The sequence below is a fragment of the Chryseobacterium sp. OSA05B genome (genome assembly GCF_019970065.1).
GTDB lineage: Bacteria > Bacteroidota > Bacteroidia > Flavobacteriales > Weeksellaceae > Chryseobacterium.
Genome location: NZ_JAHXYH010000001.1, coordinates 288,240 through 305,523 on the forward strand (window position 1 = coordinate 288,240; position 17,284 = coordinate 305,523).

The 17,284-nt window shown below is 38.3% G+C and carries 11 protein-coding genes; 4 read left to right on the forward strand and 7 right to left on the reverse strand.

Annotated features, from left to right (window positions below; genetic code table 11):
* Window positions 1–172 precede the first annotated feature (172 nt).
* From LC419_RS01280 to LC419_RS01295, 4 genes are all read right to left on the reverse strand, one after another.
* A complete protein-coding gene (locus LC419_RS01280; RefSeq protein WP_223605642.1) occupies window positions 173–4,738 on the reverse strand; it encodes a TonB-dependent receptor plug domain-containing protein in 4,566 nt (1,521 codons plus the stop codon).
* Between the two features lie 3 nt (window positions 4,739–4,741).
* A complete protein-coding gene (locus tag LC419_RS01285) occupies window positions 4,742–7,513 on the reverse strand; it encodes a hypothetical protein (protein ID WP_223605643.1) in 2,772 nt (923 codons plus the stop codon).
* 68 nt (window positions 7,514–7,581) lie between these two features.
* Window positions 7,582–9,867 (reverse strand): TonB-dependent receptor plug domain-containing protein, encoded by a 2,286-nt coding sequence (locus LC419_RS01290; RefSeq protein WP_223605644.1) that lies wholly within the window; start codon window positions 9,865–9,867, stop codon window positions 7,582–7,584.
* Window positions 9,868–9,877: 10 nt separating this feature from the next.
* Window positions 9,878–10,396 (reverse strand): RNA polymerase sigma factor, encoded by a 519-nt coding sequence (locus tag LC419_RS01295; RefSeq protein ID WP_223605645.1) that lies wholly within the window; start codon window positions 10,394–10,396, stop codon window positions 9,878–9,880.
* 220 nt (window positions 10,397–10,616) lie between these two features.
* Between LC419_RS01295 and LC419_RS01300 the strand changes: the two genes are divergently transcribed.
* The 3 genes from LC419_RS01300 (at window position 10,617) to LC419_RS01310 (ending at window position 12,409) form a co-directional block, all read left to right on the forward strand.
* Window positions 10,617–11,819, forward strand: coding sequence for an aminopeptidase C (locus LC419_RS01300; protein ID WP_223605646.1), 1,203 nt, complete (start codon window positions 10,617–10,619; stop codon window positions 11,817–11,819).
* Between the two features lie 173 nt (window positions 11,820–11,992).
* Complete coding sequence (locus LC419_RS01305; RefSeq protein WP_223605647.1) at window positions 11,993–12,151, forward strand: hypothetical protein; 159 nt, start codon at window positions 11,993–11,995, stop codon at window positions 12,149–12,151.
* Window positions 12,152–12,247: 96 nt separating this feature from the next.
* On the forward strand, window positions 12,248–12,409 hold the full coding sequence (locus LC419_RS01310) for a hypothetical protein (protein ID WP_223605648.1): 162 nt from the start codon (window positions 12,248–12,250) through the stop codon (window positions 12,407–12,409).
* Between the two features lie 214 nt (window positions 12,410–12,623).
* On the opposite strand, the gene LC419_RS01315 is transcribed toward LC419_RS01310, so the two are convergent.
* Entirely contained in the window at window positions 12,624–13,685 is a 1,062-nt protein-coding gene (locus LC419_RS01315) for an NADH:flavin oxidoreductase (RefSeq protein WP_223605649.1), read from the reverse strand.
* 124 nt (window positions 13,686–13,809) lie between these two features.
* Here LC419_RS01315 and LC419_RS01320 point away from each other — a divergent pair, with 124 nt between their 5' ends.
* Window positions 13,810–14,196: a helix-turn-helix domain-containing protein gene (locus LC419_RS01320; RefSeq protein WP_223605650.1), complete on the forward strand. Its 387-nt coding sequence runs from the start codon at window positions 13,810–13,812 to the stop codon at window positions 14,194–14,196.
* Window positions 14,197–14,205: 9 nt separating this feature from the next.
* On the opposite strand, the gene LC419_RS01325 is transcribed toward LC419_RS01320, so the two are convergent.
* Together LC419_RS01325 and LC419_RS01330 are read right to left on the reverse strand one after the other, a co-directional pair.
* Window positions 14,206–14,481: a hypothetical protein gene (locus LC419_RS01325; protein ID WP_223605651.1), complete on the reverse strand. Its 276-nt coding sequence runs from the start codon at window positions 14,479–14,481 to the stop codon at window positions 14,206–14,208.
* Window positions 14,482–14,640: 159 nt separating this feature from the next.
* On the reverse strand, window positions 14,641–17,073 hold the full coding sequence (locus LC419_RS01330) for a thiamine pyrophosphate-dependent enzyme (RefSeq protein WP_223605652.1): 2,433 nt from the start codon (window positions 17,071–17,073) through the stop codon (window positions 14,641–14,643).
* Window positions 17,074–17,284: the final 211 nt, after the last annotated feature.

The following is a 17,284-nucleotide window of genomic DNA, read 5'->3' on the forward strand; positions in this document are numbered from 1 at the left end:
TTATGTGCATGGATTTTGATGTGTTATGTTTTTTTACAAGATAGTACTTCGTGACCGGTGTTTGCTTATAAAATAAAAAAGAGGTAATGCTTAAAGCAATACCTCTATCTTCTATTTTTAATTTAAATAATTTTCTTTAAAACATTCCCCAGCATCACTCATTACTCACGTCTCACGGTTCAATTCTAGCCCTGATTCCCTCATTCCAGTATTTCGCTTCCGGCATATAGTAGAGATACACATTGCTGGCTTTTCCAGTGTATTCTCCGGCAAATTCAACTTTCAGATCGAGGTAGATTACTTTTGTTTCTTCTGTATCAAAATGTTCCCAATACAGCACCAGATAATTGTCGAAAATTTCATAATAGGAAACCTGCTTTTTATCGATAAGATCTTTAAGCAGCGCATTTTGAAGAGTCAGTCCGGCTGGAATTCCAATTTTAGCAGTGACCATCGGCAGCGGTCCATTGATCTTATTTTTTACCGTAACCGTCATTCTTTTCGTCTCTCCTATTTTGGCCGCTTCAGATTTCAGTCTGGTTTCCAGGGTCACAGGAATATCTTTACTTTCCGGAGCCTGTAAGGTATAATACTGATAATCCAGTTTATAAGGCAATCCTTTTTGAACATTGCCGCCATACTCAACATCTATTTCGTTCTGTCCGTTTCTGTAAGCTGAACTCAAGCTCATGTTGGGAGCAACTTCTACTTTGTTGATTTTAATTTTTGGTTTTTCGGTTCCGTACAGCTTTTCATTTTTAGCAAAGAAATCGGACAAAGCTTCCAATGCCAGTGTCGTAGCCTGTGTAGAACCAAAACCATAATATCCGTTATAATTGATCAGTTTATCCGCCGCTTCTGCGATTTTCAGCTGGTGGATTGCTGTATCTTTCTGAAGGGCCATTATATAAAGTGAAAGTGTTTCTGCATTGGCTGAAATACCGCTTGAACCGGTAAAAGTAACTGTCGTTTTTTCGTTCTTAGTTTCATATTGCCGGTTCAGTATCGTCATCAGTTCCTGGTAATCCTTAGTCTTTCCAAGATAGGCTGAAGCATTGGCCATCAGACTCAACTGGTAAGAATCTTTGGTGGCTAATGCTTTATTCAGTGCATTTTTATAAGGCTCTTCTATTTGATTTTTTAATCCGATCTTAGCCAAAGCATAGATCACATACATATTTCGCGACCAGGCATAATCGGAGAAAGGGCTTCTCATTTCATAACTTTTTCTTACTTCAAAATTTCCATTCTGATTTTTAGATAAAATGAAAGAGGTCAGATTCTGGATCAGCTTAGGATCAATATCTACATATTTCTTAAGATCCCTGAATTCCAGCAAGGCAAAAGCAGAAACTGAAACGTCAGATTCCGAAGCATTGAAATATCCGAAACCACCGTCCCTGTTTTTGTAGCTCAACATTTTCTGATAGCCTTTTTTCATATTTCTTATCACAAAACTTTCCGTTTGAGGTGTGATCTTTTTAACCGATTTTAAATAATCGAGAATAAAAATATTGGGATATACTGTAGATGAGAGCTGTTCAAAACATCCATGTGGCTCACGTTTCAGCCTTTCCATATCATCAAACAGCTGCAACGCCGTATTTTCATACACATAATACGACGATGAGAAACTTCCGTTGATATACGCAGGAATCTGGGTCACTCTATTTTCGAAGGTATTACTGATGATGGAATAATGATGCGGAAATCCTTTTTCTTCCACATTAAACGGAAAAATAGCCGCTTCCCTGAAATCTCCTGATTGTATTGAAAACTGAATATTTGAGCTTACTACATCATCGGCCTGCATCATAACAAACAGCCGTCCCGATTCAAGGGGTTTAAGAGTAATGATACTGTCAAATTTGATGAGCTTAACCCTGTTCGGAACGATCACATCCATGACCATTTTCCGGGTTTCTGCTGAATTGTTTTTAATGACCACCGGAATCATCATCTGATCCGTTCTTGTTAGGTACTGCGGAATTTTGGCATCAATGGAAATCAGACTCTGAGCGGAATACACGGTTTCGTCTCTTCCTATCAAACCTTTTCCGGAGATCCCTTCAGTCATAATTCTGAAAGCGGTATTGGCATCGGAGTTATAAAATTCAACCTTTGCTTTTCCTTTTTTATCGGTTTCCAACACCGGATTCCAGTAAATCGTTTCCCTGTAGTCAAAACGGTAAGAAGTATTGGTACTCTGATACACCGGATACTGAAAATTTCTGCTGTAAGAATAAGATACAAGACTGTCCTGAGGAACGGTCATCACTGCATAATACGATTTCGGAGTGATATCAACTTTCAGCTGCGGGCGTGAGTTTTTTACAGAGTTAATAATGATAACCCCATTAACCCCAAGACTTCCGTAAATGGATGTGGCGGCAGCATCTTTAAGAACCGTTATGCTATTGATGTCACTTGGATTGATGGCTGTTTTAAAATTTTCTACCGGCACCCCGTCAACCACATACAACGGCGTTTTGTTTGACACAGAAGCCATTCCTCTGATCAGAATACTACCACTACTTCCCGGCTGCCCACCGGCTCTGTTGACCATAACTCCGGAGACTTTTCCTGCTAATAAAGAAGCAACATCCGGATTCTGCAATCCATCTTCCTTTGAAATAATTGTTCCTGATGTTAATCCATTTTTTTTGATTCCGTAGGCGGTTACTACTACTTCTTCAATTCTATCCGACCTCAGAGTATCACTCTTCATATTTCCCTTACTTCCGGATGACCTTTTTGTACGGCTTTCTTTAATATATTTTGTTTTTTCCTGCTCCACAATCTTTTTTTCCGGATCTTTTCTGAGCTCTATCTTTCCGGTTTCCTTTACCGCTTCTTTTACAATTTCTTCTACATTGACGTTCTTCGGAGAATTATTTGCAAGTGGATTCACAGAAAGCTTATAGGATAGAATTCTGATCTTTACCTGTTGTTTTGGTTGAAAAGATTTCGCGATCAGCTTATAATAATCATTCCTTTTCAGATCTGAAAAATAAAAGGTACCTTCTTCTGAAGTTATCTGTTTAAGTACTTTTTCTCCCTGCAACAGATAAACTTCAGCTTTGACGGGTTTTCTGTTTTCATCTTCCACAATTCCATAAATAGGATTTCTTTTTTCAGGAAGGTATTTGTATTTCTGATTTTTAATGACTTCAGGAACCATCTCAAAATACCGGTAGCCATTGGTAAGCATGAGAAGATCAAGGCTTTTGGCTGCCTTTTCTTCTTTTTTATCAAAATAGAACTGTGGCCTTTCCACTTTTCCTTTCAATTCGGAATCCATCAGAAGCCAGGAAAGAATATTGTTCTGCTTGTCATCTGCGTACGTCCAGAGTTTGTCATCAACGACGCTCATCGCAAGATTAGCAGGAACGGGAATCCCGTTTTCGTCTGTGGTTTCAATGTCCAGCACTACTTTTTCTCTTGGAAGATACTGTTGTTTTACAGGCTTAATTTTCACATTCATCTGCCTGCTTTCATTCGCAAAAACAATGCGCTCGGCAAGAGGAATTTCTCCTTCAAAAACAGTAAACCTGCAAATACCTGCCGGAAGTTCTTTTTCAGAAATTTCAAACTGATTTAATCCTTTCTGTAATGAAAACGTTTGATTATAGATCTCTTTTTCACGGAAGCTTCCTTTTAAAACAATTGCTCTTGCTCCGGTAGATGTGATTTTTACGTAGATCTTTTGGTTTTCTTTATGCATATTCAAAACCACGCCTTCATCTTTAGCCTCCGGAAGCTGATAAGTCTGGGAAATGTTTTCTGGTTTTATCACTTTGGCGTAATAGGTCTCCCCTCTCTTCGGTGTCCATCGAAAACTTCCCATTCCGAAATTGTAGGCTGAAGCATCTGCTACTTTTTGTTTGTTTTGATTAAAAATTTCCAGAACGGCATCTACAGGCTTTTCATATTCATCTAAAATTTTAAATGCCACATTCTGTTCAAGTCCGTTGATCAAAGTTCCTCCTTCCGGCATGAATTTCACATCAAGATAATTCAGAACAATCGGGATATTTCTGGAAATAGACTCTGTAAACCCGTCAAAATTCACTTTAATATTCAGTAAGGCATCAGATGATTTCAAAGTCTTGGGAAGATTGAATTTCAGCTGCTTTTTACCTTCCTTATCCGTAATCAGTTTTCCTTCTGAAATGATTTCCCCATTGTGCATTACCGTATAATCCGCTTCATAAAAGGGAATCACCTGGTTGCTCAGACTTCGCATTGAAAAATCTGCCAGAACCTCATCGCCCGGACCATAACCTTTTTTCGGAAACTCGAGTTTCATCAGAATTCTCGGTGACACGACTTTCTGCAATGTGATTTCTTTTTCAAAGGCATTTTTTCCTTCTTCGTTCTGCATCCAGTTCGTAAACGCCCTGATCTTGTAAATTCCGCCTTTCATCTCGTCACTGAAATATAAATAGCCTTCTGCATAGCCTTTTTCAATTTCGTATTTTGCCTTTTTAATAACACTTCCGCTTGGGTCAATGAGTTCAAAGTTGACGACTCTGCTCTGATCCGCCGGCAGATTATTCTCAGCTTTTACGACGTAAATTTTAAAGTACATTTCCTCGCCCGGTTTATAAAAAACATGACTGGTCTGTACATACGTTTTTTCTTTTTCGAAATCTCTAAACTGATTCTGTGCTTTCAAACCAATAGTTGAAAACAGTAAAACAAAGAATAAAATATAAGTTGTAATCTTGAAATCCATACCTTAAAATTGAAATGAAACCATGCATCCAAAAGTTTTGTAAGAAGGGAGATTGAAGAAATCAAGCCCTCTTCCACTGTCCAGATCGTAGAAATTCTGGTTCGGATCCACTCCCTGATTGGCCTGCCAGAGAAGAATATTATTGACATAAAAAGTAATTCCCAATCCTCTTCTGAACTTTCCAATATCAAATTTTCCTGTCAGGGAAATATTGTTGATCCTTATATAATCTGCCTTCTGCACATAATCTTCTGCCACACCCAGATAGCCGTATCTGGTCCATCTGTTTTCGGAAACATTCTGTGCCGGATTATAAAAATCAACAGGAATCTGATTAGGATTTCCGCTTGAATCTACTCCCTGAAAGACATAATTTTTGATATTCCTTTCATCACCTGAATTTTGAGAACGGCCATAGTAATCGAGGACCGCCTGGGTTCCGTTCCACAATTGACCGCCTTTTTTCCATTCCCAGTTGATGTCCAGAGAAAACATTTTATAGTTGATGGTATGATTGAATTTAACAACAAAATCAGGGGTAGGATCTGCAATAATTTTTAATCCGGCTGCTTTTTTAGGATATCCAAATTCATCGATGATTAGCTCTCCGTGTGCATTTCTTTCAAAATAACTTCCCATTACCGCACCAAAAATCTGTCCTGCAGATAAGGTCTTATACACATCATTGAAGCCTGAAATTGCCATATGGTTGTATCCATCATTGACCCGGTTTACCACATCTTTGTATTTAAAGAAAGAAACTTTATGGCTGGTCGTGAAATCTGTACCCAGATAGATATTATCATACACAAAATTCGCTTCATAGCCACTGTAAGTATGGTCTGCCAGATTTTTAAGCTGCAGGAGGTTATTTTCGAAAACCGGGAAAATATCATCTGTCACTTTCCGGTTAAAATATTCGGCTTCCAAACTTATATGGTAACCAACTTTCACTCTGAAGCCTGCTTTCCCCTCCTTGCTGTTGATATTTGAAAGATTCCGGAACGTCTGAGCTTCTAAAACCGGAAAGTACTGATAGGCATTCTGCGCATTCAGCAAAGTCGTAGCATAGGAAGAATAAGATTTTGTGATCTCCGGCTCTGAGCTCATTGCCGTATAGGCACCCAAAATTTTAAAATCTACGTTGTGCCAGTCAAAAACATTCTGAAAAGTCAGATAGGCATTGACCTTTGGAAGCCAGTAGGTGTTTTTTGCGGATGTATTCGATATGTAGAAAGCATTCCCTATATTAAACCCTGCGCTGATGTCACTGCGGTAGCTGGAGTAATCATATTTATAGTTGAAGATATAATCCTGGGATGTCCTTTGGTAGGAATGGGCTGTTTTTGTCAGACTGTTGTAAACATCCGATTTTCTGTCATTCAGAATAAAATTCAGACTCAGAACACTTCTTCTGTCGCTTCCACCGAAAGCATAAGATCCTGAAAGATTGGAACTGTAAAGTTTATTTTCCTGATTGCGCTCACTGTACAGACCGTTTGCAAAGCCATGTGTCGATGGTTTGTAATAATCGGTATTCAGAAAGCTGTCGTTTTCGTAAGATTGATTGATCGCCACTTTAAAATCGGACCAGTTTCTTTCCAGCCCAAAGCTGAACTGTCTTCTCCTGTCACGATAGTTGTATTTATTTTCCTGACTCAGCAAAAAGTAAGGATTGTCTGCAGACTGTCCATACCTTCTCTGTAAACCGTTTTCCAAAAGAATGTTCTGTACATTTGAAAAGGAATTTGGCGTAAGCACTGCATTTTGATACACTCTGTTGAAAAGTCCGGTTCTGTTGGAATTTATCGCTTTATTTTCATCATAATTCAACCCGAAGTTGACTGAAAAATTAAAAATTTTCGAGCTTAGTTTTGTTTTAAATGTATTGAGTATACTGTACTGATCCATAAAATACATCTGATCTTTCTGCTGGCCCAAATCTACAGACAGTCTGAGTTTTTCATCATAATAGCCTTTGGTCAGGGAAGTATTCAATCGCAACTGGTTATTGTAGCTGAAAACCGTTTTAAAAATATCGTTATTATAGGCTTTTGCCGGAGAAATTCCACTGCCAACAGGGATTAATCTTCCATTCCGATCATATTCATAAGGGTGATGATCAAATCCCAATGAAGAAATATCCGGTCCGAAACTGAACATCTCCCCCGTTTCAGGCCCATTCCATTCCAGCTGACCATTTTGGGAACGGCCCTGAACGTAACGGTTCTGGGTCCCTGGAACAGAATTCCTGATTTTAACGTCAAAAGAGGTTGTAAAACTTCCGCCAAAACCAAGAAATTGATCCGGTTGTTCTTTTAAGTGGTAGGTGTTCTCTGTAATCTTTTTGATCTTTCTTACCGCAGAAAAGTTATGAATTGACTTGCCGGTTACGAATTCTTTGGAATTCTCAAGGCTGAACTCATCTTTCAATTCTTTGGTCACTAAGCTGTCGTAGGCTCTGCTTTCGACATTCCGGACACTTGCTTTCTCAATCCGGCTTTCCAGAATATCTTTAAGATCATCAAGTCCATAGGCTACAAGTCTGCTTTTTCCATCGTTCCAAAGCAGGGTATCATTTTCTTTGGCAGCGATAATCGCGAACCCATTTGCATCGGTAAGTTCATATATTCCACTATTCTTATTATAAACCTTAAGAAAATTCTGAGGCTTATTTTTTTTGTTTAAAAATATTCCTGAATAATAAAGCTGGGAGTTTTGCGAAAATAAAAAGTTGGCTGCAAGAGGCAGCAGCACCAAATACATTTTCTTCATCGTTATTAATATGTCTAAAAATAGTGAAAAAAAAGAAATTTCCGGGGAAATTTCTTTTTTTAAATACGTTAATTTTTGATCACCTTAAAGGTTTCCCACCGATCTCCGGATCTCAGTCTCAGCAGATAAATACTCTGGGGATAGGAAGTAATGTCGATTGTGTTTTTACCTTCTTCAAGTTTCTCTTTTCTCATGATGATCTTTCCTGCCAGATCATAAACAAAGAGTTCGTCTATTGCATATCTGGACTTTATGTTGATGATTCCTTTGGTAGGATTCGGGAAAATCACAGTCTTGGATTCCGGCTGGTTATTGACTTCTGTTTCAAGTTTTTTGTTCAGGTGGTCATTTGAAATTCCATCGTTGCATTCCGGAAGTGTTGCCCGCTGAAGGATCAGTCTTAATAACAGCGCATTCAGTTTTTCTACTTCATAAGAATCAATGGTAGGTTTTATATGGTCATTTCCGATCCCACTGTCGTTGGTAAGGAAAGTATAGGTTCCATTCGTCAGCAATGCAAAAGTTCTCATCAGGTATTCCGTCTGCTTATCTGTATCGCTGGCCGCTAAAGGAATCACGGTAATTCCTTTTTTGGACGCCAGTTTTATCGTCTCATAAAGCTTATTGATATTCTCATCCGAATGGTGCGGAGGTGCATCAAGAATCAAAAACATGATTTTTGCTGAATTTTCGGTACTCCATTTCAGTTCATCAATGGAAACCTGCATAGCTTCTACCACTGCTTCCGGAGTATCTCCACCTCCACCGGCATTTTGTTTTTTAATGAAACTGACTAGTTCTTCGGCTTTATCGGAAAAGTCAAATTTGCGGGTCACATAATCGTCACCCTGATCTCTGTAAAAGACGGATCCGTATCGCACCGTTGTATTTTTAAGATTGCGTTCCACCTTTTTTAAGACATCAAGAAGTTCAGACTGCAGATACGAAATTTCGTCTCCCATAGAACCTGTAGCATCCACTATGAATGCAAGATCCAGATTTCGTTTTGTAATGCAGGCTTTATCCAGCATGATCAGATTTTGTCCGTTCTTAAAATCTCTGATATTGGTACTGATGATCTGCCCTGAACCGTCAGCTAAATAATATTTTCCGGAAACAGGATGACTGTCCTTCATGGGATCAATCCATAATTCTGCATTTCCCAGGTTATTGGAAACCGCTTCCCAGATGACCTCTTTTTTATCATTCAGTAATTTTACTTTTTCACCGATTACAGGTTTTCTGTTTTTATTGACCAATTGAATAGAAACCCTTCTGTCAGGAAAGAACTTCCAGATGTTTTTATATTCGTCAAGAGTAGGAACTGCGATATCTTTCCAATAATCCCATTTTGAAAAATCATTGACCTCCCCCGCGGTTAAGAGTCCTGCTTTCGGAAGATCTTTCTCTTCTTCTTTTATACTTTCTTCTGTTTTTTTTGAGGCTTCTTCTTTCAGTTTTTCCAGTTCGGATTTTGATAACCCCTGAGTCGTCACCAAGATCACTCCATTACTGGCCTTGCTTCCATATAAAGCCGTAGCTTCTATACCTTTTATGACCCTCAGTTCTTTGATATTTTTAGGATCCAAGACACTAGACAATGATTTTTCCGAATCAAATACAACTCCATCCACCACAAACAATGCTTTATCTACGCTCATACTTTTAGCCCCTCTGATCAGTATTTCCGAATGTTTTCCCTTTACTGACAAAACTGATACCCCGGCTACTTTGCCACTTAAAGAAGCTAGCGCAGAAGGTCTTCCAGCATTAATCTCCCTGGAAGTGACCGTCGTACTTGATGAAGTTACTGAGCTAACCTTTTTTTTCAACCCCATAGAAGCAGTCATTACTACTTCTTCTATCCTCGTTTCTCTTAAAGTATCTCTTTTTCCTTGTCCGGAATATTTATCTTCCTCCGGCCTTTCAGGGAGTTCGCAAGAAATGGTTCTTGGGTTGTCTAAACTTATAGGCGCTACGGGTTCATAAGCAAGTACGGGCTGCACAGGTTTTAGTTCTAGTTCTTTTTCTATATTGGCTTTTACTGTACTGTCCACTACATGGATACTATTCTTCTCAAGGCGGTTTCCAGTTCTGTTTTCTACAATTACAGGATTCGGGTTTTCAACAGTTTTATCTTTACTGATAAAATAAAATGCCCCCAATCCAATGATTAAACTTGCCGCGATTCCATAAGGAAACCATACTGGCAGTATTCTCTTTTTCTCTTCTTTTTCATCTAATTTTTCTTCAACTTTTGCCCAGACTTTATCAAAACCCGGAAACACCGTCGGTTCTTCTGAAAGCTTAGAAGCATCATTGAATTTTTTATCTATGTCGTGATTGTTTTCCATTGCCTAAAATTTAAATGTTCTGATTAACCAAAAGTTCCTGTAGCTTTTTCCTTGCAAAATTGAGCTGAGATTTGGAAGTCCCTTCGCTTATAGAAAGCATGGACGCAATTTCTTTATGCGGATATCCTTCAATCGCAAACAGATTGAATATCGCTCGGCAGCCTTCGGGAAGAAAGTTCAGCAGGCTCAGAATATCTTTCTCAAATGAGATGCTTTCTGATAAGGTTCCGGATGTTTCTGCAAAATTGTCGTCCATAGAAACAAACTGTGCTTTGGTAGCTCTCAATTTCTGAAGGCATTCATTAACCGCAATTTTTCTGGCCCACCCTTCAAAAGTGTCCACATTCTGGAGCTGGGTGATCTTCGTGAATATTTTGTAGAACGTATCGGCCAATACTTCTTCAATGTCTTCATCATTTTTGAGGTAGCGTCTGCAGACTGAGTACAGCTTGCCCGCCATTTTCTCGTAGACCTTCCGCTGTGCACTGCGGCTGTTACGTTGGCATTCTATTAGTAATTCTCTTTCCATAGTCAGGCTTTATACTGTTATAGATGCATTAACTTTGAGATAGGTTGGAAACATTTTAAATCTTTTTTAGTAAAAAGGCAAAATAGTGAATAAACTGATACACAAAGACGTTCGTTTTAATTCTGTTTTTTCAATTTTTTTCGCTTTCAAATTTAACTTTTCCCTTTGTAACAAATCTTTAATAGGAACGACTATTCATATAAATAATCTTTTTATAGTAATGAAAAATACCAAAATTGCCTCATTACTTTTTGTTTTGTCTGCAGGAAGTATGATGTTTGCCCAAGATGACTTGATCAACAAATTAAAGAACAATCAATCACAAAATGCTAATTTTCAGTTCACCGCGTTAAAAGACGTAGGAGCTACTTCAGTAAAAAACCAGGGATCTTCCGGAACATGCTGGAGCTACTCGGGGAATTCTTTCCTTGAATCTGAAATGCAGAGAATGGGTAAAAAACCTGTAGATCTGGCTGAAATTTTCACGGCAAGAAATTCTTACTACGATAAAGCTAAATTATTTGTCCTAAACGGAGGAGCTATCAGCTGGGGTGACGGAGGCGAACTGCATGACGTTATCAATATGTACAAAAAATACGGTGCGGTTCCTCAGGATGTGTATACAGGATTAAAATCCGGGCAGAGCCTTAATAACTTTAAGGAAATGCAAGGGAAATTAAAAACAGTTCTGGACAGTCTTGTTCAGGCAAGTTCAAAAGGAAAACTTTCAGATAACTGGATGGATTCCGTAGATTCAATTCTTGATGAATATCTTGGAAAAGTGCCTGCCAATTTTACCTATGAAGGAAAAAATTACACGCCTAAAACATTTGCTAAAGAAGTGGTAGGAATCAATCCTGAAGATTATATTGAAATTTCTTCATACAAAGATTACCCTTACTATCAGAAATTCGTAGTTCCGATTCCTGATAACTGGAGCCATGATTCTGACTGGAATGTTCCGATGAAAGATTTAACATCAATCATCGACAACGCTGTAAACAAAGGATATTCCGTAGGATGGGCTACAGATGTTTCCGAGCCTTATTTCTCATACAAAAACGGGGTCGCTTACGTTCCTGATGTGGATCTGAACGGGATCACTCCTGAAAACAAGCAGACGCTGTTTACTGAGCCTAAAAAAGATAAAACCATCACTGAAGATATGCGTCAGAAAGCGCTTAACAACCTTTCTACTACCGATGATCACGGTATGCACATCGTAGGATTGGCGAAAGACCAGACCGGAAAAGAATATTATATGGTTAAAAACTCTTGGGGTGTAACCAATGATTTCGAGGGTTATCTTTATGTAACAAGACCATATGTAGAGTACAAATCAACTGCGATCCTGATCCATAAGAATGCGGTTCCGAAAAGCATCCTTAAACAGCTGAAGCCTACTAAAAATATTGGTTTATAATAAAAAATCACTGTTACCGTTCACTGCGGTAATTTTAGATATTTAAATCTGTTAAAACCGCGCTCCAAAAATTTTTGGAGCGCGGTTGTTTTCATTATGTCATATTTTTTTTAACAAATATTTCGCTGTTTGGTGAAAATATTTTACTTTTATTATTCAACAAATTATTACGTATGAAAAATTTAAAAAAATTAGCCAAATCTGATTTGAAAAAAATTCATGGTGGAAATGCACCTGACTGCCCTGCAGAAACAACACCATGTTATCATGGTCCTAAAAATGGTATTCCAAGCCATTGGACATGTGAGCCGGGGGTAGGATGTCCTAAATAAGACAAAGTTAGAATGCATCCATTTTTGAAATGCATTCTTTTACTTCCAACCCAAATGAAAATAGTGTACACCTAACAAATCAACAAATTATCACGTATGAAAAATCTAAAGAAATTAAGAAAATCAGATTTAAAAGAAATTAATGGTGGAAATGCACCGGAATGTCCGGAAGGAACTATTGCCTGCCTTATACCACCTAAAAATGGATTTCCAGTACGTTGGAGATGCACTCCTGTTACTGAGGAATGTCCTGATTAATACCACAATTAAAACCCGCTTCCAGAAATTCTGAAAGCGGGTTTCTTTAAATAAATAGGTGAAAATTAAATATAAATAAAGAAAATTTGTATTGTTTACCTGTGTATGGTCAATGGTCAATTTTGCTACGCAAGTGAATAATAACCCCCGCCATTTCTTTATTAAAATTAAAAATTGACAGCGAAGCGAATTCACGATTCACCATTCACTCCTTTTAATACAGTTTCGCCATGCTTTCTGCTGAAAAATCCAATAGCTCTTCTGTATTTCCGGTTTTTATTTTTTGAACCCATTTCGGATCCTGTAAAAGAGCACGTCCTACCGCTACAAGATCAAATTCCTGATTGTCCAGTCTTCTGACCAATTCTGTAAGGTCTGCTTTCTCTGTTCCCTGCCCTGCGAAGGCACTCATGAAATCTCCTTTCAATCCTACAGAACCAACTGTGATTGTTGGCTGTCCTGTAATTTTTTTAGCCCAACCTGCAAAATTTAAGTCAGAACCTTCAAACTCCGGTTCCCAGAAACGACGTTGTGAACAATGGAAAATGTCTACTCCAGCTTCTTTTAACGGTAATAGCCATTCTTCCATTTCTGTTGGATTAGCGGTCAATCTGCTACTGTAATCCTGCTGTTTCCACTGGGAAAGACGAAGAATAATCGTGAAATCCTCTCCCACTGCAGCCCTGATGGCTTTAACCACATCCACTGCGAAACGGTTTCTTTCTTTGATGGTTTTTCCTCCATACTCATCGGTTCTGGTATTGGTTACTTCCCAAAAGAACTGATCAATAAGATATCCGTGTGCCCCATGAATTTCAAGACAGTCGAATCCAAGATCTTTTGCGGATTTTGCAGAAGCTGCGAACTGAGCAATTGTATCCTGAATATCTTCTAAAGTCATGGTAGAGGCTTTTTCCATCGGAGCCAATGGATAATCTTCAGATGATCTGGTATCTCCTACGTGCCAGATCTGAGGTCCCATTTTTCCACCATGCTGATGAACAGCATTGATCACGTTTTTCCAGCCTGCCAGTGCTTCATTTCCGTAGAAGTCCGGGATGTTCTGCATGTTTTTAGAAGCGGTTCTGTTGATCACGGTTCCTTCAGAAAGAATTAATCCAACGTCGGAAGCGGCTCTTCTTGCATAATACTCGGCGATATTTTGAGTAGGAACTCCATTATCAGACTGTGCTCTGGTCATAGGTGCCATTACGATTCTGTTTTTAAGTTCCAGGTTTTTGTAAACAAATGGTTTAAATAATGATTCTGTGCTCATTTTTAAATGGGTATTTTATAATTGTTACACAAAGTAACTAATAATAGTTCGCATTTGTATCTCTTGTCAGAAAAAAGTGGTAACTTCGCAGTAACTTACATTAGTAACTTAAAAGTAACAACGTATGGTAAAGAGTGAATTGATGAAATACAGCTGTCCTCTGGGCAAAGCAATGTCTGCATTAGGAAGCAAATGGAAACCAATTATTGTATTGGTGATTAAGGACCGTAAACTTCGATTTGGAGAACTTGCCGTACGCATTAATGTCATCTCCAGAAAGGTATTGACCGATCAGTTAAAAGAAATGCAAAATGACGGATTGATCATAAGAGAAGAGTTCAAAGAGCTTCCTCCGAGGGTTGAATATTCGTTGACAGAAAAAGGGTTGGCATTGTTGCCGATTTTATATTTGTTGGAAGAGTGGGAAGCGAAGTTTGACAATAAGGAGGTGCAGTATGATAAGAATTGTAATGTGCTTGATAATAAAATGAAAAAAGCTGCTGAAGCTTGATTTTACTTTTCATTCATTAATCGAAATATTATTCAATTTAACCTGAAGACTTTCTGAATAATTTCCATTCAGATAAATAACAAATCCTTTTTGTATGATCGCTTTTGAACCTGCTTTAGGAATTGAATCTTTATATTTAAAATAAAAAGTATCATTCTTTAATTTATAATTCCCCTCATAAATATCTTTATCTCTCATAATTCCCTGCGAGATAAATTCAAAACTTTTGTCATCGTACATTTTCAAGTAAATCCAACCTAGAGGAGCTTCTCTATCGGCTGACAAAAACTTCTTTTTTATCATCTTTACAATTTATCAATACCCATATAAAAAGTAAATATAAAAATCTGAATTTCATCAATTTACAATTATGTTGTTTTAATAAAAGTAAACAAAAAAACCGCTTCCCAAAAGAAAGCGGTTTCATTTTATCTAAAATCCCCATTAGAATATCGCAGGATATTTCTGAGGGTTTGTTTCATTGAACATCGCGTAGATTCTTTCAACCATATCATCTAAAGATGGCTTGCTGAAGTAATCTCCGTCACTTGCATAAGCAGGTCTGTGATCGTTGGCTGCAATCGTTAACGGATCTGAATCCAGGTATCTGAATGCTTTCTGTTTCTCAAGAATCTGCTGTAGAATAAACGCTGAAGTACCGCCTTCCACATCTTCGTCGATTACAACTAATCTGTTGGTTCTCTTCACGCTCTCCGCAATTTCGTTGGTTAAATCGAATGGAATTAAAGACTGCACGTCAATAACCTCTGCGGAGATTCCTAATTTTTCAAGTTCTTCCGCTGCATCCATTACAATTCTCCATGTAGAACCGTAAGTCACCAAAGTAACATCTTTTCCTTCTTTCGTTACTTCAATTTTCCCAACAGGAACAGTGAATTCACCTAAGTTATCAGGCTGCTTTTCTTTTAATCTGTATCCATTCAGACATTCTACGATCACTGCTGGATCATCACTTTGAAGCATGGTGTTGTAGAATCCGGCAGCTTTCGTTAAGTTTCTTGGTACCAATACCAAGATCCCTTTAGAAAGGTTCAAAATTCCCGCCATTGGAGAACCTGAATGCCATACACCTTCCAGTCTGTGACCTCTTGTTCTGATGATTACTGGTGCTTTCTGACCGCCTTTTGTTCTGTACTGAACTGTCGCCAAGTCATCACTCATTCCCTGTAAACAGTATAAAATATAATCCAAATACTGGATCTCAGCAATAGGTCTCAAACCTCTCATCGCCATACCAATACCCTGACCAAGAATGGTAGCTTCACGAATTCCCGTATCTGCTACACGTACGTCACCGTATTTTTCCTGCATTCCTTCAAGCCCCTGGTTTACGTCACCGATATTTCCGGCATCTTCACCAAATACTAAAGTTTCAGGATATTTTTCGAAAATTTTGTCAAAATTATTTCTTACTACCACTCTTCCGTCTACTTCTTCAGAATTTTCTGAGAAAACAGGAGCGATCTCTTTTACGTTTTCAGCTTTCCACTGAGACTGAGAATATAAGTGGGAAGAATAGTTGTCTTTTTCTATTTCAAAAACTTCATTGTACTTCTGCATCAATTGGGTTCTTTCCGCAGAATTCGTTCCTCTTGTTGCCAATAAAGCTTTTCTTATCAGGTGGAACACATCTTTCTTGGCTTTGGAAACCAATTTATTGAACTGTCCGATATAGTCTTCAATTTCAGCATTCTGACCTTTAAGGTTTTCTACTAATGGAAGAACAGACTGAATCAGATCTGTAATGGTTTTCTGATAATTTTCCCAAGCATTTTTCTGACCTGCTTTTACTATTTTTTTTGCTTCTTCATCAATGGCATCCAATTCTTCAACAGAAGCAATAATTTCTTCTTTTCCTTCGATTTCGATTGAATAATTTAAAACCCATTCTCTGAATTTCACCAATCCGTCAAACTGAGATTCCCATGACAAACGCTCTTCATTTTTATATCTCTCGTGAGATCCTGAAGTGGAGTGACCCTGAGGCTGTGTCACTTCAATCACATGAACTACCACAGGAACGCTTTCCATTCTTGCAAACTGCTCTGCTCTTGCATAAGCATCCAATAATGCAGGATAATCCCAGGCTTTCACCTGAATGATCTCACATCCCTGGTTTTCGCCTTCTTTTCTTTGGAAACCGCTTAACATTTCTGCAATGTCAGCTTTTGCTCTCTGATTTTTGGTGGGAACTGAAATTCCGTAACCGTCATCCCAGATAGAAACAATCATAGGAACCTGAAGCGCACAAGCTGCATTCAAAGTTTCCCAGAAATGACCTTCTGCTGTAGAAGCATCCCCGATGGTTCCGAAAGCAATTTCATTCCCTTCTCTCGAGAATTTTTCAGAACCTTCGAATTTTACACTTTTATACACTTTGGAAGCCTGAGCCAATCCCAATAATCTAGGCATCTGCCCTGCTGTAGGAGAAATATCGGAAGAGATATTCTTCTGTGCCGTAAGATCTTTCCAGCTTCCGTCTTCATTTAAACTTCTTGTCGCGAAGTGTCCGTTCATCTGTCTTCCTGCGGATGCCGGCTCTCTTTCAACGCTTGTATCTGCATAAAGCTGCGCGAAAAAGCTTTCAACCGTTAAAGCATCTGCTGCTAATGCAAAAGTCTGATCCCTGTAATATCCTGAACGGAAGTCTCCATTTCTGAAAACTTTCGCCATCGCAAGCTGAGGAAGTTCCTTACCGTCCCCAAAAATTCCGAATTTAGCTTTTCCTGTAAGCACTTCTCTTCTTCCAAGATAAGACATCTCGCGCGATATCCTTCCTAACCTGTAGTCCTCAAGTATCTGATTTTTAAAATCCTGGAAAGAAATTTGCTGTGTTTCAATATAGGTTGTCTGCATAGCTAGATATAAAAGTTTTTATTCTTCAAGTATGGCGCTAATATACAATTTTTAAATTAATTTTAATTTTCAATAATCTTTTTTAAAAATTTGATAATAAAAAAATAGTGTTTTATATTGTAAAAAATTGTAAATGATGGAAAAAAAATCGCCTCATATCCTTAATGCATCGAGTAACCTATTAGGTTTTTCGCTGATTATCATTACTTCC